Genomic DNA, 16,250 nt, shown 5'->3' with positions numbered 1-16,250 from the left:
GCTTCGTCCCGGCCGTCTCCGCCAGAATGCAGGGCCTGCGGCTGAGACCGACATATTCTTCCGATAGGCTCTATTGTGAAGTTCGTTTCTTTCGTTTTAGAATGTTTGCGAAACCCTCATCATCTGGATTCCCTGCCTTATGTATCTTGCCCCGCGTCATGCCGAAATCATTGATCTCGCGAAAGCGGAGGGCAGGGTTCTGGTAGATGATCTGGCCACCCGGTTTGCCGTCACGCCACAGACGATCCGAAAAGATCTCAATGACTTGTGCGAGCGTCAATTGCTGACCCGGATCCACGGTGGGGCGGTGATCCCGTCGGGCACGCAGAACATGGAATACGAGCAGCGCGGCAAGATCGCCGCCGATGAAAAGCAGGCAATCGGGGCCGCGGCGGCGGCGCTGATTCCCGACCATGCTTCGTTGTTCATCAATATCGGCACCACCACCGAAGCCGTCAGCCAGGCATTGCTGCAGCATGGGCGACTGATGATCATTACCAACAATATCAATGTGGCTAACCGGATGCGTCCCTTTCCGCAGTTCGAGGTGGTGATTGCCGGTGGCGTGGTGCGAGCCTCCGATGGCGGCATTGTCGGCGAGGCGGCGGTGGATTTCATTCGCCAGTTCAAGGTCGATTTCGCAGTCATCGGCACCTCGGCAATCGATCGCGACGGTGCGCTGCTGGATTATGATTTTCGTGAGGTCAAGGTTGCCCAGGCCATTATTGCCAATGCCAGGCAGGTGATCCTGGTGGCGGATTCAACCAAGTTCGAGCGCACCGCCCCGGTGCGCATCGGTCATCTGGAGCAGGTTGATACCTTTGTCACCGATTTTTGCCCGGATGAGGCGGTTCGCGATATCTGCCGCGAGTATGATGTTGAGCTGATTGAAACTGCTGATTTACATGCGAGCGGAAACTGAAATAGTCTCCGGCCTGGTCGGGATTGCCGCGGCACGACGCGCGAAGTGTGTATGGAAAGTTTTAAATATGTTGCTGCGAAGACACGTGGCCGTGTGAAGCGAACCAGACAAAACAAATACGCGCGCGCGTCCTTTTTATGTCGCAGTCCTTTGACTATATACCGCGAACTTTAGATGTGCGCAGGGCCGTTTGATTGCGCCTGTACCGGCCGTTCCGGGACTTCTTCGATCTTTCTGGCCAGCCGCATTATTTTTTGAAGGCGGATTTGTAATGGCGATGCCAAAGTTTCACACCGTGGCCGCATTTGTGGTTCTTGCGGCATCCGCGGCCTGGGTGCTTACCGGCGAGTTTTCATCGATCGGAAGCGCTACACAGCACGAGGCGGAGCAACCCGCCAAGGTCGAGGCGACTGCCGCTGAGCCTGAAAAGGTGTTGCGGACGGTTGCAGTGATGCAGCCGGAGTTCATCCAGCATAATCGCATCATCCGGGTTTCGGGCGTCACCGCACCGGACAAGAAGTCGACGCTGGCCACCCGCAGCGCCGGGATTCTCGGTGATCTGAAGATCAAGAAGGGCGATGCGGTCAAGGCTGGCGATGTTGTGCTGGTGCTCGATGGCGCGGAGAAAGCGTCGCTGGTGGAAACCGCACGGGCGCTGCTGGATCAACGTCAGAAGGAAGCTGAAAATGTCGAGCGGCTGGTCAAGGACGGGATCGTGCCGGCGACACAAAGCGATACTGCCCGCTCGGCTCTGGCCGCGGCGCGCTCACAGCTTGAAACGGCCCAGGCCGATATGGACCGTTTGACCGTGGTGGCGCCTTTTTCCGGGGTGATCGACCAGGTGATGGTGGAGGAGGGTAGCTGGATGCCATCGGGAGAGCCGGTGGCCGTTTTGCTGCAGCTCGACCCGGTGCTGGCGCTGGGCGAAGTCAGCGAGCGCGACATCTCCCAAGTCAGCGTGGGCCAGAAAGCTGATGTGCGGCTTATCAACGGCGATATCGTTTCCGGCACCGTGCGCCATATCAGCATGCAGGCAACTGCGGGGACGCGCACCTTCCCGATTGAAATCGCCATCCCCAATCCCGACAACAAGGTTCCAGCCGGAATGACGGCCGAGATCATGGTCAAGTCGGAAGCCGTAACAGCGGTGCGGTTGCCGCGTTCGGTGGTCACGCTCGACGCTGCCGGCAATCTGGGTTTGCGGATTCTCGAAGCCGGCAACATCGTGGGGTTCGTGCCGATCGATCTGATTGATGATTCGCCCGAGGGACTGGTGCTTGGCGGCGTGCCGCTGGACGCCAGGATCATCGTCGCCGGCCAGGATCTGGTCAGTGATGGCGAGACGGTCAACGCTGTGCCTGCTGACGGTGATCTCGTCGCCCGTATCGGGGGCAAGCCTGCAGGATCCGCCCAATGAATTTTGTTGATATCGCCATCCGCAATGCGCGGTTGACCATCGCGGTACTGTTCTTCCTCATCGTTTCGGGGACGATGGCCTATATCTCGATTCCCAAGGAAGCCGAACCGGACGTCAAAATTCCGATCATCTATGTGAGTATGAGCTATCAGGGGATTTCGCCCGAGGATTCCGAACGGCTGCTGCTCAGGCCGATGGAAACGCGGCTGCAGAATATCACCGGCATCAAGGAAATGCGCTCCACCGCCTATCAGGGCGGCGGCAATGTCATCATCGAGTTCATGGCCGGTGCAGATCTGTCCAAGGCGCTCGACGACGTGCGCAACAAGGTTTCCGACGCCAAGCCGGACCTGCCCGAGGGGGCCGACGAGCCGACCGTCAACGAAGTCAATATTTCCGAATTTCCGGTTCTGGTGGTGACGCTGTCGGGCGATGTGCCCGAGCGCGCGCTCACACGTGCGGCGCGCGAACTGCGCGACCGGATCGAAGAGGTCAGCGGTGTGCTTGAAGCATCGCTGCAGGGCGCGCGCGACGATCTGGTCGAAGTGATCATCGACCCGGTCAAACTGTCGTCCTATGGCCTCAAGCTTGATCAACTGATTGCCGGCGTCAATGCGTCCAACTCGGTGGTCGCGGCCGGCTCCATGGAGGGCAACGAGGGCCGCTATGCGGTCAAGGTACCGTTGCTGATCGAGACCATTGAAGATGTCGCCAATCTGCCGATCATTGCCGGGCCCAACGCTGTAGTGCGGGCACAGGATCTGGCGACGATCCGCGCGACCTTCAAGGACGCTGAAACGGTTACCCGGCTCGACGGCAGGCCGGCGATCGCCATCGAAGTGTCCAAACGCACCGGTGCCAACCTGGTGGAAACCGTGGATGCGGTAAAGGCGGTGGCGGGCGAGTTTGAAGCGCTGCTGCCCGAGGGCGCGGTGATCGGTTTTAGCCAGGACAAATCAACATCGATCCGTCAATTGCTTGGGGATCTGCAGAACTCGGTGCTCACGGCGGTGATCCTGGTGTTCATCGTGATCCTGTATGCACTGTCGGGTCGGGCGTCGTTGCTGATCGGCTTTGCCATCCCGGCGTCGTTTCTGATGGGTATTCTGGGGCTGTCGCTAGCGGGTATGACGGTCAATATCGTGGTGCTGTTCAGCCTGATACTGGCCGTCGGCATGCTGGTCGACGACGCGATCATCGTTACCGAATTTGCCGAACGACGGATGACCGAAGGCATGCACCGGCGTGATGCGTTTTCACTGGCCGCCCGGCGCATGGCCGGTCCTGTGGTGGCCGCAACGCTCACCCGGGTGGCGGCGTTTTCGCCGTTGCTGTTCTGGCCCGGCGTGGTCGGCGAGTTCATGAAATACATGCCGATCACGCTGATTGCGACGCTGTCGGCGTCGCTACTTTACGCGCTGGTGTTTACCCCGACGCTGGGGGCAATGTTTGCCAAGCCCATGGTCGAGGATGGCCCCAAGCGCGACGGGCTGTATATGCGCTTCGTTGCGCGCGCGGTGCGGCACCCGTTCATCGTGGTGTTCTTCACACTGACGGCGCTGGTGGCGGTTCCTGTGGCCTACGCGAAATATGGCAAGGGGGTCGAATTCTTTCCCAATGTCGAGCCGGAATATGGGCTGTTGTATGTTCATGCCCGCGGCAATCTTTCGCTCGAGGAAAAAGATACCGCTGTGCGCATGGTCGAAAAACGCATGCTCGATTGGCCAGGGCTGGCCAGTGTCTACACGCGTGTCGGCAAGGTCGGCGGCGGCGGCGCCGATGTGGCCGAGGATGTGGTCGGCGTCATTCAGTACGAATTCGTCGACTGGCGCGAGCGCAAGCCAGCGGGTGAAATTCTCGATGATTTCCGGCGTGAACTCATCGGGTTTCCAGGTGCCGATATCGAGGTTCTGGTGCCTCAAGGAGGGCCACCGACCGGCAAGGCGATCCAGATTCAGTTGTCGGCTGTCGATCCCTCGGGGCTGCCTGATGTGGCGCGCAAGGTGGCTGCGCAATTGAGGCAGACACCCGGTGTGATTGATGTTTCCGACGGCCTGCCGCCGCCCGGCGTCGACTGGGAGATCAAGGTCGACCGTTCGGTTGCCGCACGCTACGGCATCGGTCCGTCGTCAGTGGGCACCGTGGTGCAGCTTGTCACCTCCGGCCTGAAGCTGACTGATTACCGCCCGGCGGGCGTCGATGATGCGGTGGATATCAGGCTGCGGCTGCCGGAAGAGCGGCGCACGTTGTCTACGCTCGATGATCTAAGGATCGAAACCGCTCAGGGCTCGGTGCCAATTTCCAATTTCGTCACCCGGGAACCGGCGCCCAGCGTCGGCACGCTGACACGAATCAACGCCGTGCGCACCATCACCGTGCAGGCCGGAATCAATGAAGGCATCCAGGCTGATCCGTTGCGTCAAGGTATTGTTGCGGAGCTGGAAAAGGCCAATCTCGGGGACCTCGGTATTCGCTGGAAAATGGCCGGCGAAGACGAGGAGCAGAAGGCTGCCGGCGCGTTTCTCGCCAAGGCCTTCGGTGCCGCGATTTTCCTGATTTTTGTGGTGCTGCTGGCGCAGTTCAACCGGTTCCTGTCGGTGGCGCTGGTGCTGTCGGCGGTGGTGATGTCGACCATCGGCGTGTTCCTGGGGCTGATCATCATGGGGCAGCCCTTCGGTATCGTCATGACCGGGATCGGCGTCATCGCGCTCGCCGGCGTGGTGGTCAACAACAACATCGTGCTGATCGATACCTATGACCATCTCAGACGCGAAGGTCTCGACAAGCTCGACGCCATTCTTGAAACCTGCCGCGAACGTGCCCGCCCTGTGGTGCTGACGGCGGTGACAGCGATCCTTGGTGTGTTGCCGATCGCTTTCGGGGTCAATCTCGAATTGATGGGCCATGAAACCACCTATGGAGCGCCGTCGACACAATGGTGGGTTTCGCTGTCGAGCGCGATCGTGTTCGGGCTGGCGTTTTCCACGGTGCTGACGCTGGTGGTGACGCCGTCGCTGCTGATGATCGTGACACGCTCGAAGGACAGTAAGGTCACCGCATGGTGGCAGCGGATGAAAGCCCGTTTCGGCCTTGGCAAAAAGGCGCCGAAGGCCGTCGCCGAGGCAGCAGAATGAACCGGATCGGCGCAATGTGTGCCGATTTTCCTGGCGAAGTTGCGGCGGGTCGCGACGCGTATTGATCCGGGGGGCTGCGCGCATCGCCAAAAACTGAATTCCGGGCTATGTAGTTTTCAGGTGTAACTGACTACTGGGGGATTTCCGGGCGGGAGACCTTGTGGTTTGGGCAGGTGCCGGCTGATAAATGCCGATCGTACCGATTGAGGGGACAGGGATGGCAATCCGGACGTACGGCTTGATGAAAACGTCGGCGCTGCTGCTGCTGGTCATGGCAATTCTGCTGGGCACTAAGGCCGGCGCTGTTGCCCAAGATGCGTCCCAATCCACCGTCACCGCGCCGATATCGCGTCAGGAGACGACTGAGACTGACCGCGAAATCCGCGAGCGGCTCAAAGCCATTTACGACGAGATCGATACGCTTTCCGCCGTTACGGTATGGGTGCGCAAGGGCGTGATCGTGCTATCCGGCAAGGTCGCCAATGAAAGCTCGGCCGATCGTGCGGTCAGGCTCGCGCACAGGATCGACGGCGCGGTCGAAGTGGAAGACAAGATTGCCCGGACACTGAGCGTCGAGGACAACCTCAATCCGCTGATCGAAAAGACGGAAGATGCGATCCTGACCGCCACCAGGGCATGGCCACTCTATGCGGTGGCGGTGCTGGCTCTCATTCTGGTTTCGTTTTTCGGACACCTGATCGCCTCGGCCGGGCGGTTCTGGCGCTGGGTGGCGCCGAACCCGTTCATTGCCAGGTTGATTGCACAATCGATCCGCATCGCCAGCATTTTGGGCGGCATCTTGCTGGCGTTGAATATTCTTGATGCGATGGCGCTGTTCGGGGCTGCCGCCGGTGGTGCCGGGCTGGTCGGTCTCGCGGTCGGTTTTGCCGTCAAGGATACGATCGAAAACTATATCGCCAGTGTGATGCTGAGCCTGCGGCAACCGTTCAGGGCCGATGATCATGTGGTCATCAACGACCTCGAGGGTGTGGTGGTGAGGCTGACTTCGCGGGCCACCATCCTGATGACGCTCGACGGCAACCACCTGCGCATTCCCAATGCAGATGTGTTCAAGGGCGTGATCCTCAATTACACGCTCAACCCGCACCGGCGGTTCTCGTTCAAGCTCGGCGTTGATGCCAATGACAATCCGATTGATGCGACGAACGCCGGGCTCGAAACGCTCAAGGCGCTGGATTTTATTCTCAACGAACCGCAGGCTTCCGCGGGAATCGACGAGGTGGGCGATTCCAACATCGTGCTGGCGTTCTATGGCTGGATCGACCAGCGCGAGACCGACTTCCAGAAAGCCCGTAGCGCCGCCATCAATGCGGTCAAGACCGTGCTTGAGGAGCAGGGCTTCACGCTTCCGGAACCAATCTACCGGGTCAAGATCGACGGGCTGGAAGGGATGATCGGGCAGACCGTGTCGGCAGGCTCGATTGGCACGTCGCGACAAGCGCCGGCCGCCGACAAGGAGAAGCCGCGAGCAGAGGCAGTCACACCCGCTGCCGCCGTCGATATGTCACCCGACGAGGACGTCCGCCGTCAGGTGGCCGAGGACCGGGCCCGGGGCGGCCATCAGGAAGATCTTTTGAGCGACAAGCGGCCAATCGAGTGATGTGGACCGGACAGTCGTGAACGCAAAAACCGGTCGCCTGTGGGCGACCGGTTTTAAGGCTTACGGTTAGGCGCTCGTCAGATCAACTGGCGATGATGGCGCGCAGCATCCACAAAGCCTTCTCGTGGAAGGTCAGACGAGCCGTGAGCATATCCTCGGTGACAACGTCGTCATTGTCGCCGGCCTTGCCTGCGGCCTTGCGGGCGTCACGGACCGCCTCTTCATGATCCTTGATCAGATCGTTGACCATGTCATGCGCAGATGCCTGGTCGACGTCCGTCTTGGTCGGCGCAAACGACTTGGTCATGTCGAAATTGACCGGGGCGAGGTGCCCCAGAGCCCGGATCCGCTCGGCGATGATGTCGGTATCGGCGAACAGGGCGTTGTAATGAGCTTCGGTCAGGTCATGGATCGGCTTGAAGATCGGGCCGACAACGTTCCAGTGATAGACATGGCTCTTGATGGTCAGGCGATAGGTGGCCGCGAGAATCTCCGAGAGGTCCTTGGCCATCGCTTTGCGATAGTCGGCCTTGAGGCCGATATTGATACGGTCATTGCTGGTCTCGGGGGTGAGGCTTGCGAGAGCGGAATTTGCCATGGGAAGACTCCTTTTGAAAAATTGGTCAGGCGGGTTGAAACGTTCAGTTGATGGCTCGAGATGAGGTGTCGGCCGAGTCGGAGGTCGTGACCGAACTGTTCTGGGCGTACCCGTTGCCATCCTCGGCGGCGAAAGCGCCCCAGAGCACCCAGCCGGAGACGATCGCCAGCGCCAGGCTGATCGACAGAATGGCCAGCACCGGCTTTCCCTGACGAGCCTGACGGACGCTGATTGGATCGATTGGTTTGTTCATGTGCCAATATCCTTGTAGTTAATGGTCTCAGCTATCGTCCGAACGCGAGGCGTAGGCAGCCAGAGCACCAAGTGCCAGACCGGCAACAATCGCCACGCCTTTGTGCCGGGTGACCAGACTCGAGGCGGTCACCACACCGAGTGTGGCGGCGCTGCTCGACAGCGTTTGCCGTTGTTGGCGCCGTGCGCGCATGCGCAGAACGGCGCGGACAAGCAGGGCGAGGCCAGCGAGTAGAATCGCGAGGCCAGCCGCCGCCATCAGACCGGCTATCAAACCGTAGGTCTGGGCAATCCATACTGCGAACGCGCCAAGAAGTGCTGCTGAGGCCAGCCATGCCATCAGCCCGACAAAGGCCATCAGCATCGCATCACGGCGAATTTGACGGGCTTTGCCTGTGGCATAGCCAGACACGAGATTCATGAGTGGAAGCGCAGGAGACATTGCTGGTCTCAACGGCGCATTATGATGGCGGCCAGAAAGCCTGCGGCAACGGCCACGCCCAGAGCCTGAAGCGGCTTGTCGCGCACGGCCTGGCTTACCTGCTTTTCCGTGCGGCCAAGCTGCCTGGACATTTCCGAGACCAGATGCTCGCCGCTTTCAAGAAGTTCACTGACGCGAGTTTCAGCAGCTTCGCGGGCGACGCCAGCCTGCAACGCGCCAGCACCGGCAAGCGCTTCACCCAGTTCGGCAAGCTCTTTGCGGAGTGCGGCGGCGCGGTCCGACAGGTCATCCATGACCGGTTTTGCGTTTGCTCTGGTACGGGTGGACTTGCTTGTGGCGGCCATTGTTAATTCTCCTTGTTGTGGTTTCACTGCTTCAACGCGTGATGCCTCAGGAGGTTCCACGGCGCAGCGTGATTACCCAAAAAAGGCCGCCGGAGAAATCCGGCGGCCTTTCGTTCGGGCGTTCGTGAGGCGATTAGCCAGCCGGGACGATCATGATGACGTCGTCGCGGTTGGTCTTCCAGGTTTCCTCGGAGTATTCCGGCTGGGCTTCCAGCTGTTCCTGCGTGAACGGCGTGAACACGGTCAGGTTGCCATCTGCATCGGCGCGGATGTCGAGGTTTTCAGGCGAAATGGCAACTTCCTTCTCACCCATTCCCAGGAACCCGCCAACATCAAGCACGAAACCTTCGACCTTGTTGTCGGCCGACAGAAGCACGTCGCCGATTTCACCGATGTTATCGTCGTTGGCGCTGTAGACTGCGCGGCCGATCAGGTTGTCGGCGCTGAGCTCTTCCGAGGTGACGCTGGTCATCGCCGAACGGTCGATGCCCATGGTCTTGTTCTCAGCGGTTTCGACTGCGCTTTCGCCGGATTCGATCTTTTCGGCAGTCATGTCCTCGGCCGGCGCCTGCTCGGCGGTATCCGTACCTGTTGCCATGTTCTGGGTTGCATCAACACCTTCTTCGGTGCTGCGTGCGTCGGCGTAGATCATATCGCGATTAAAAGCAGGTGCAGCTTCAAGCTGCTCGCGGCTCATGTTGGCGACCAACCAGCGGTCGCCATCGCGGTCAACCCATTCGATCTGATCATAATTGACGGCGACGTCTTTTTCGCCGAGGCCAAGGAAACCGCCAACGCCGACGATCAACGAGCCGACCTTGCCTTCAGGCGTGACGACGATGTCGTTGATGTCGCCGATCACTTCGGCGTCTTCAGCCGACGAGGCGTAGACCGATGACCCAATCAGGGTGCTGGCGAGGTTGGAGCCGGTGAGCATGGCGGCATCCTTGTCCGTCATGACAACGGTTTCGGAAGTCGCTGCGGTAGATTCGGCTTCGGTGTGGCTGGCGGCCATGGCGGATGTGCTCACAAGAGCTACGAGCGCGGTGCTGGCCAAAAGTGTCTTAATCATGGTAATTTCCTCTTTGCATCGAAAGATGTGCCCGCCGGGCAGGACCGTGTGTGTGAGAGCGCTGGTCCGGCGCGGCGGTGTGACAGTCTAGAAACGCGGATGACTGTCCAAGGTTCCGACAGGCTTCAATTTTTTTTGATTGTGGCAGGCTCCGGTGCTGACTTGATGGTGAGCGGGATCGCATTTCGGATGACGGCATGGCCGATAAGCAGGAATGGCACCGCGAGCAGCCCGCCGACCGGTCCCCAGAGCCAGATCCAGAAGGCCAGCGACAGGAACACGAAGAACGGATTGAGCGTGACCGAACGGCCAATCACCTGCGGGGTGACGAACTGGGCCTCAATCATGTTGAGCCCCAGATACACCAGCATTGGCAGGAAGACGGCAGGCGGTGAATTCCATGTCGCCAGGCCGACGCCGAGCAGAATCCCGGCCATCACTGCCGGGCCGATATAGACGACATAATTGAGGATGAAGGCCAGCATCCCCCAGAGATAGGGTTGCGGTACATCCAGCAACCACATGGCCACGGTGGTGGCGAGACCGAGGCCAGCGTTAATCACCGAAATCGACAGAAGATAGCGCGAGACGAACCATTCTGCGTCACGGAACACCCGCGCGGTTCTCAGGCGGGCTCGGCGGCTGAAGCACAGTGAGAGAATGCTGGTGCGAATGGTGTGGCGGGTGGCCAGGAAGAAATACAGGCTTGCCAGGAAAAGGATGATCTGTGCCGCCAGCGCGGGCGCCAGCGTGGCGATTTCTTCAACCGCAGAGTTGTCGGCGATGTCGACCGTCATCTGGGCCTTGCCGCCGGCGATCGTCTTGATCTGTTCCTGAACGCCGCCGAGCGTCTCAAAAGCCGAGCTCCAGTCGGTCAGGTAGAACTGCAATTCGCGCCATATTTCGGGCAGTCTCTCGCTCCAGATCGACAGCGGCATCGAAAATAGCGCGATTGCCGAGGCAATCATGGCGAGAAATAGAAGCACGACAATGGCGGCGGAGAAACTGGCGGGAATATAGCGCTCGAGCGCCGAAGCTACCGGTGAGGCCATCAGTCCGGTGATGATCGCGAGCGATACCGGGGACAAAAACGGCTGCGCCTGATCGAGTGCTGCGAAAGCCGCAACCAGGCCAATGACGATGATGGATATTCGGGCACTCGACTCCAGGCTGGCGTCGAGTCCGGTCTTTGCGGCGATGCGCACCACCGGCGGTTCCATGCGGTAAATACGCTTCATCCCACTACCCCTGTTAGAAGCGAGGACAATGCGCACAGCGGGTAAAAGGTTCCCGTCTGGTTGCCGATTACAAAGGAGGACTGCCGCTCAGCGCTGTTGGGAGTGAGCGTAAGTCAGTTGTTTCGATGGTCGGACATGACCCGCGCGTGAGGCACGCGAATCGTCACATCGATGCCGTGCTGATTGGGGATGGTGGTGATTGAACCACCCAGTTCGACCCTCATGGTGGCGTCGAGCAGCTTGGTGCCAAAGCCACCCTTTTGGGCGAGCGCATCGGAATCCTGCTGATCGAGCGGAACTTCGCTGCGTTCGCGCCAGATGAACACCAGCTGCTTGCCGGTTGGGGAGGCTGTGTCGATGCTCCATGAGATGTCGAGTTTACCGGTGTCGGAGCGTGCCGAGCCGTATTTGAGGGCGTTGGTGGCAAGCTCATGAAACGCCAGACCAAACGCCTGGGCTGCGACTTCGTTGAGTTCTACCGTAGGCCCTACCAGTTTTTCTTCCTCGAGCTTGTCGCCAAACAATTGCCTGAGCTCCTGGGCGAGAAGGGTTCTCAGGTCGGCGCTCTGCCAAGCGGTACGGGCCAAAAGGTCTTGCGAGGCGGCCATGGCCTGGAGGCGGGCGGTAAACGACTGGGTGAAGTCGTCCAGTGTCTCGGATGCGCGTGCGGTCTGCCGCGACATCGCCAGCATCCGGGCGATCATGTTCTTGATGCGGTGCTTCATCTCCTGAAGCAGAAATTCGCGATCCGTCAGCGCGCGTTCGGTTTCCTGGCGCAGCGCCTCGCCGACTTCGATGGTGCGTTGCTGGGAACGGGACGACGCGGCGAGGGCGCCGGCCAGCAGCAAGGCTGCCGCTGCCAACATGAACGATCGGGTCTGGTCGACTGGCGGTTCATATATTTCGGAGGGACGGATCTCCAGCTTCCACAAACGCCCCGCAACCTCGATCGACATCATCTCCACATGAGAGGCGCCGAAGTGGCTGCTGCGTTCACCCGATGAACGGAAGATCTGGTTGCTGTCGGCAGGTTCGCCATCCCAGGCGGTGACATGGATAGGCAGGACGGGCAGCCGTTTGAGTGCCGATTTAAACAGGTTGGGTATGCTGAAGGGTGCGTAGATGAAACCTAGCGGAATGTTGGTATCGGCGGTGACATAGGGTGTGTAGATCAGGAACCCGGATTGCGGATCGGTCTGATTTTCCTGAACCAACCGGACTGAGCCCGAAGCGCGTAAGCGTTGCTCGGCAAGGGCTGCCAGTATCGCCGTGCGGCGGACCGAATTGGAGTACATGTCATAGCCGAGCGCACGCAGATTGGCTTCGGTGGAAGGTTCCAGCAAGATGATCGCCGTGCGGTATTTTTCCTCGGTCTCGGGCCATGGCGTGCGCTGTATATTGTAATTGCGCTCGATCTCGGCGGCGATGGCGGCTTCAGACTCCGGCCCGGTCGGTGCGTAGCGGGCAAAGCCGATACCCTGCACGCCGTCGAATTGTTCGGTCTTTTGCAGATTGCCTACAAAGGCCTTGAACTCTTGGGCATCGGGGATCTCGCCGGTCGCTTCAAACAACGCTTCCGTCGCTTTGATCAGCAGCATGTGGTTTTCAATACGGTCACTCAAACGCCGCACTGCTTCTTCTGCCGTGGAAGCAAAACTCATGCGGTTGGTCTGATCGATCGTGTACCAGGATGCGGCTGCGGTGAGCATGCCGACAAGGGCGACAACGATGAAGACCAAGGCCGGTTGCAGGCGATACAGCAATTGCAGGCTCGTGTTCAAAGGCCGCGTGATCACACGGCCAAGGCGCTTACGCGCGTGTTTCAAGAGCGATAGAGCCGGGCGACTGTCGATGCTGCACCTCCAGATGGGTTTTCCGTGCTGACCAATTTGATTGGCGGCACAGAGCGGGAAACGAGCGATGCCGATAGAAGCTGATTGATCGGCTGTCTATAAAGCAGGTTAAATGAAATCAATTTTTGGCAATTCGGCGTCTGCTTCCAATTTCACCCGGGTCGGTGGAGAATTCGGTGAGGAACCGGTCGTCGAAATCTGCGAAACTGATGGCGTCGGAAACGTGAGGAAAGCTGACGAACCCCTTGTCTATCTTCACCAGTTTCTCCTTGCCAAGCCGGTTGAGCGAACGATTGACGTGAACTGTTGATAGCCCCATGCAGTCGCCGATCTGTTCTTGGGTCAGCTCAAGATCGAAGCCTTTTGCGGAGGCCATGCCGACCTGCTCGAGGCGGGTCCATAATTCGAGCAGGAAATGAAGAATCCTCTGTGCTGCAGTGCGCGCGCCCAAGGAAATCTTGTGCTCGGAGAGAATATTGGAATGGCGCATCGTCATCCAATCGAGCCCGGAAGCCAACACCGGAAAGCGGCGGTGGATCTCAAGAATGCGGACAGGCTCGATGAGTGCAAGCGAGGCCCTTGTCAGCGCTGAAGCCGAGTAGATTGACGAATGGTTGAAGTTGATGTGCAAACCGATGAAATCGCCTGGCAATGATATACCGATAATCAGGCGACGACCGGCGGGTGTGATCTTGAAGCGGATGATCCAGCCGCGCCGGACGAGAAACGTCACCCGCATGTGCTCGCCATCATGGATGAATTCGTCACCTTTTTCGACCACCGCCTGGTTGATTTGCATAGTCTCGAGGTAATCCACCTCTTCGGCGGTCAACAAAACCGACCTGCCGAGGCGCCTGACCAGCGAACTCGCGTTTTCGGGAATGGCGCTTTGATTGACAGGCGGCATGGGCGCCCTTTCAAAAAAGGAAAAGTCCGGCAACAGATATGCCGGACTTTCCAGAGTAGGTGATTAGCTGCGGCCAAGCCATTCGTCGATTTCGCGCTCGGCGTCGTCGCGGGTCTTGCCGTAGCGGGCTTGGATCTTGCCAGCCAGTTCATCGCGGCGGCCTTCAACGACATCGAGGTCGTCATTGGTCAGCCTGCCCCATTGTGCCTGGGCCTTGCCCTTGTACTCGTTCCACTTGCCTTCAACGATATCCCAGTTCATTTCAATTCTCCTTTGAGGATCGGTTTGAGCCGTTTGCGGTTTTCGCCGTCGGCCTGAGCATCCAACGCGGTTAGAAGTGGTTGGTTCCCGCGATTGTTGGAATTTTCGTGCGCTGGCATCGATTTTCCGATTTATGATCAGCGGCTTAGATTGCGCCCAAGGTGAAATAGCCGACCGCTGAAACAGTGGCAGTGAGAATTGTGCCCCAGATCAGGTCGACGATGGTCAAGCCGACCGGCCAGTTCTTCAACGTCGCCAGATTGGTGAAGTCATAGGCACCATAAGCGGCAATGCCGAGCACGGCTCCAAGCATAGCCGCCTGCCAAACGCCGCCATCCAACCGGATGGCCGGTGCAGAAGCCAGCAGCACAATGGCGGCTGAATAGAAAACGTAAAAGGCGGCAGCCACCGGAAAGCTGATTTGGGTTGCCATCAGATCGCCGAGTTGGTCGCGGTAGAAATTTCTGGCGATAAGGCCAAGCCAAAGCCCATCCAGGATCAGAATGGCGAGGGCCGCAGCGGCCCACGCCTTCCAGAAGCCCGCGGGGATCATGCGGTTTCTCGGGATTCGCGCAGAGCCAGCGGGAATATTACATGCGCCGTTTCGCCCAGATCCGGCTCGTCACCGCTCAGATTGGCCATGGCGATTTCCCAGGCAAAGCGGACAACGCTGCCTGATGATGCCCAGATATCGGCTTCGGACGGGTCAAACCGCAGCAGCAGCAGATTTGGATCCTGCTTGCCATGTTCGAACCAGGCGCCAACCACGGACGACCAGAACTTGTCGATCAGAGAGGTGTCGGTTTCAGCACTCATCGTGCCCGAGATGCTGGCATGATAATCATGGTCGGGTCCGATAAGACAGATCCGCGCGCGGCTTGACGGATATGCTTTGATGGCCGAACCCATGGCTGAATCACGCTTGGTGTAAAACCAGATTCCGCGCCGGTCTTCGTCCACTTGCGGCGCCATCGGTTGCATTGGATGGCCCGCCTGATCGAGCCCGACCATGACCGCGTGGGTGTCGTCGAGAATATCGAAAAGCTGTTCGATCGGTTCGTCTCTGGTTTTTTTCAGATCGGTCATGGAAGTTCCTTTCATGGTTTCCATGACAACGCGCCTCTGGCCTTCGGGTTCCCGCGATCGTCAGCCGATCTTCGCCGGATCGGGTTGGCTCGGCGTGAGCACACGCAAACCGCCTGCATGGCAGATGAATTCGATCTCCGATTCCAGATCGACGATTTCGCCATCGATGGCAGCCTTTGCGCGTCGATGCCTGGTCGGGAATTTCAGAACCAGCTGCTGCGCGGATTCAACCTGAACATAGGGATTGTCCAGGAGCGCACCGCGGGCCACATCGAGCGTCATCCGCAACACGGTGGCAGAACTATAGGCGCGGGCGCGGTAGAGCCCCAGCACACCGCCGTCGAGAACCGGGGCGAAGGGTACGGGTGAATCGCCAAACAGGTTGTTGGACACAGACACCGCCGACACAATGGTTCTGCGCGTCTCTCCTTCAAGGCTGGTTTCGACGCTCAACCGTGGCGGGGCAAGGATGACCTTGCCGAGTGCATTCAGCGTGGCGGTCATTTTCCGCAACCGCGTCGAAGTGTCGAGATGCGAGCGCAGGCTTATGAGCCGTTCATGAAGGCCCACCGAATATTGGTGTATGAAAGGGCGGCCATTGGCTGTGGCAATATCGAGATCGCGCGGCTCGGCCTGTTGCAGCGCCTCGACCGCTTCATAAGGGTCGAGCGGCAGGCCAAGGCTGCGCGCGAACAGGTTCATGGTCCCAAGCGGCAGCACGCCGAGCACCTTGCCCGCGCGGAAACAAGCCGCTGCCGCAGCCGAGATGGTGCCGTCGCCGCCGCCGGCAATGATGCCGTCGATGTTTTTATCGCTGGCAGCCTGGTCGAGAACTTCACAGATTTCAGAGCCGGCGGCCAGTTTGACGACGTAGTCGGTGGGGTCCTGCCCGAGAGTGTTGGCGCCCAAAGTTTGAGCGACGTGGTCGCCAAATTCCCGACTGTCCATGCCGCGGATGGTTCCACCGTCCCGGTTGAGCACGATCATCATCCGCATGGAGTTGTACTGCCTGTAGTTGGTTTTGAGATATCTCTTTAACACAGTAAGAATGCAGCCCGGACGGATAGGTTCCTTCGCGCAGGCGAACTTCCGGCGAGTTCGTG

16 protein-coding genes are annotated in these 16,250 nt (G+C 59.3%); 4 read left to right on the top strand and 12 right to left on the bottom strand.

The features are described 5' to 3' along the window. Positions 1-139: 139 nt before the first annotated feature. The 4 genes from ACK6D9_RS17810 to ACK6D9_RS17795 all read left to right on the top strand — a co-directional run bounded on the left by ACK6D9_RS17810 (position 140) and on the right by ACK6D9_RS17795 (position 7,094). On the top strand, positions 140-922 hold the full coding sequence (locus ACK6D9_RS17810) for a DeoR/GlpR family DNA-binding transcription regulator (protein ID WP_412049529.1): 783 nt from the start codon (positions 140-142) through the stop codon (positions 920-922). Positions 923-1,193: 271 nt separating this feature from the next. Then, positions 1,194-2,339 (top strand): efflux RND transporter periplasmic adaptor subunit, encoded by a 1,146-nt coding sequence (locus ACK6D9_RS17805; RefSeq protein WP_412049528.1) that lies wholly within the window; start codon positions 1,194-1,196, stop codon positions 2,337-2,339. Further along, entirely contained in the window at positions 2,336-5,473 is a 3,138-nt protein-coding gene (locus tag ACK6D9_RS17800) for an efflux RND transporter permease subunit (RefSeq protein WP_412049527.1), read from the top strand. Before ACK6D9_RS17805 ends, ACK6D9_RS17800 begins: the two co-directional genes overlap by 4 nt. A 217-nt stretch (positions 5,474-5,690) precedes the next feature. Then, positions 5,691-7,094: a mechanosensitive ion channel domain-containing protein gene (locus ACK6D9_RS17795; protein WP_412049526.1), complete on the top strand. Its 1,404-nt coding sequence runs from the start codon at positions 5,691-5,693 to the stop codon at positions 7,092-7,094. A gap of 82 nt (positions 7,095-7,176) precedes the next feature. On the opposite strand, the gene ACK6D9_RS17790 is transcribed toward ACK6D9_RS17795, so the two are convergent. From ACK6D9_RS17790 to ACK6D9_RS17735, 12 genes are all read right to left on the bottom strand, one after another. Continuing rightward, on the bottom strand, positions 7,177-7,692 hold the full coding sequence (locus tag ACK6D9_RS17790; RefSeq protein WP_412049525.1) for a Dps family protein: 516 nt from the start codon (positions 7,690-7,692) through the stop codon (positions 7,177-7,179). Positions 7,693-7,735: 43 nt separating this feature from the next. Further along, positions 7,736-7,945, bottom strand: a complete 210-nt coding sequence (locus tag ACK6D9_RS17785; protein WP_322988414.1) for a hypothetical protein — start codon at positions 7,943-7,945, stop codon at positions 7,736-7,738. A 27-nt stretch (positions 7,946-7,972) separates the two neighbouring features. After that, positions 7,973-8,365 carry a hypothetical protein gene (locus ACK6D9_RS17780; protein WP_412049524.1) on the bottom strand — a complete coding sequence of 131 codons (393 nt, stop codon included), beginning with the start codon at positions 8,363-8,365 and terminating at the stop codon, positions 7,973-7,975. Positions 8,366-8,394: 29 nt separating this feature from the next. After that, entirely contained in the window at positions 8,395-8,730 is a 336-nt protein-coding gene (locus ACK6D9_RS17775; RefSeq protein WP_412049523.1) for a hypothetical protein, read from the bottom strand. A 133-nt stretch (positions 8,731-8,863) separates the two neighbouring features. Beyond that, the gene (locus ACK6D9_RS17770; protein WP_412049522.1) at positions 8,864-9,802 is read right to left on the bottom strand and encodes a PRC-barrel domain-containing protein; all 939 of its coding nucleotides are present in this window, start codon (positions 9,800-9,802) and stop codon (positions 8,864-8,866) included. A 125-nt stretch (positions 9,803-9,927) separates the two neighbouring features. Beyond that, a complete protein-coding gene (locus ACK6D9_RS17765) occupies positions 9,928-11,040 on the bottom strand; it encodes an AI-2E family transporter (RefSeq protein WP_412049521.1) in 1,113 nt (370 codons plus the stop codon). Between the two features lie 113 nt (positions 11,041-11,153). Then, positions 11,154-12,866, bottom strand: a complete 1,713-nt coding sequence (locus ACK6D9_RS17760) for a CHASE domain-containing protein (protein WP_412049520.1) — start codon at positions 12,864-12,866, stop codon at positions 11,154-11,156. A gap of 145 nt (positions 12,867-13,011) precedes the next feature. Next, a complete protein-coding gene (locus tag ACK6D9_RS17755) occupies positions 13,012-13,800 on the bottom strand; it encodes a Crp/Fnr family transcriptional regulator (RefSeq protein WP_322988408.1) in 789 nt (262 codons plus the stop codon). 63 nt (positions 13,801-13,863) lie between these two features. After that, positions 13,864-14,061 carry a CsbD family protein gene (locus tag ACK6D9_RS17750; protein ID WP_412049519.1) on the bottom strand — a complete coding sequence of 66 codons (198 nt, stop codon included), beginning with the start codon at positions 14,059-14,061 and terminating at the stop codon, positions 13,864-13,866. A gap of 145 nt (positions 14,062-14,206) precedes the next feature. Continuing rightward, positions 14,207-14,614: a DUF2177 family protein gene (locus ACK6D9_RS17745; RefSeq protein ID WP_412049518.1), complete on the bottom strand. Its 408-nt coding sequence runs from the start codon at positions 14,612-14,614 to the stop codon at positions 14,207-14,209. Next, positions 14,611-15,147: a pyridoxamine 5'-phosphate oxidase family protein gene (locus ACK6D9_RS17740; RefSeq protein ID WP_267653260.1), complete on the bottom strand. Its 537-nt coding sequence runs from the start codon at positions 15,145-15,147 to the stop codon at positions 14,611-14,613. The genes ACK6D9_RS17745 and ACK6D9_RS17740 overlap by 4 nt, the downstream gene beginning before the upstream one ends. A 60-nt stretch (positions 15,148-15,207) precedes the next feature. Then, on the bottom strand, positions 15,208-16,143 hold the full coding sequence (locus ACK6D9_RS17735) for a diacylglycerol/lipid kinase family protein (protein WP_412049517.1): 936 nt from the start codon (positions 16,141-16,143) through the stop codon (positions 15,208-15,210). Between the last annotated feature and the right edge of the window lie 107 nt (positions 16,144-16,250).

This window comes from Hoeflea sp. Naph1 (assembly GCF_046837775.1).
Classification (GTDB): Bacteria; Pseudomonadota; Alphaproteobacteria; order Rhizobiales; family Rhizobiaceae; genus Hoeflea.
The sequence above is the reverse complement of the archived record's forward strand: the minus strand, read 5'-3'. Positions and strand labels throughout refer to the sequence as shown.

What these genes read in the sequence shown, in the direction of transcription:
- ACK6D9_RS17805 (WP_412049528.1), top strand. Translation starts at nt 1,194, where the DNA reads ATGGCGATGCCAAAGTTTCACACCGTGGCCGCATTTGTGGTTCTTGCG.
- ACK6D9_RS17750 (WP_412049519.1), bottom strand. Translation starts at nt 14,061, where the DNA reads ATGAACTGGGATATCGTTGAAGGCAAGTGGAACGAGTACAAGGGCAAG.
- ACK6D9_RS17770 (WP_412049522.1), bottom strand. Translation starts at nt 9,802, where the DNA reads ATGATTAAGACACTTTTGGCCAGCACCGCGCTCGTAGCTCTTGTGAGC.
- ACK6D9_RS17785 (WP_322988414.1), bottom strand. Translation starts at nt 7,945, where the DNA reads ATGAACAAACCAATCGATCCAATCAGCGTCCGTCAGGCTCGTCAGGGA.
- ACK6D9_RS17735 (WP_412049517.1), bottom strand. Translation starts at nt 16,143, where the DNA reads ATGCGGATGATGATCGTGCTCAACCGGGACGGTGGAACCATCCGCGGC.
- ACK6D9_RS17775 (WP_412049523.1), bottom strand. Translation starts at nt 8,730, where the DNA reads ATGGCCGCCACAAGCAAGTCCACCCGTACCAGAGCAAACGCAAAACCG.
- ACK6D9_RS17800 (WP_412049527.1), top strand. Translation starts at nt 2,336, where the DNA reads ATGAATTTTGTTGATATCGCCATCCGCAATGCGCGGTTGACCATCGCG.
- ACK6D9_RS17810 (WP_412049529.1), top strand. Translation starts at nt 140, where the DNA reads ATGTATCTTGCCCCGCGTCATGCCGAAATCATTGATCTCGCGAAAGCG.
- ACK6D9_RS17790 (WP_412049525.1), bottom strand. Translation starts at nt 7,692, where the DNA reads ATGGCAAATTCCGCTCTCGCAAGCCTCACCCCCGAGACCAGCAATGAC.
- ACK6D9_RS17795 (WP_412049526.1), top strand. Translation starts at nt 5,691, where the DNA reads ATGGCAATCCGGACGTACGGCTTGATGAAAACGTCGGCGCTGCTGCTG.
- ACK6D9_RS17765 (WP_412049521.1), bottom strand. Translation starts at nt 11,040, where the DNA reads ATGAAGCGTATTTACCGCATGGAACCGCCGGTGGTGCGCATCGCCGCA.
- ACK6D9_RS17745 (WP_412049518.1), bottom strand. Translation starts at nt 14,614, where the DNA reads ATGATCCCCGCGGGCTTCTGGAAGGCGTGGGCCGCTGCGGCCCTCGCC.
- ACK6D9_RS17755 (WP_322988408.1), bottom strand. Translation starts at nt 13,800, where the DNA reads ATGCCGCCTGTCAATCAAAGCGCCATTCCCGAAAACGCGAGTTCGCTG.
- ACK6D9_RS17780 (WP_412049524.1), bottom strand. Translation starts at nt 8,365, where the DNA reads ATGAATCTCGTGTCTGGCTATGCCACAGGCAAAGCCCGTCAAATTCGC.
- ACK6D9_RS17740 (WP_267653260.1), bottom strand. Translation starts at nt 15,147, where the DNA reads ATGACCGATCTGAAAAAAACCAGAGACGAACCGATCGAACAGCTTTTC.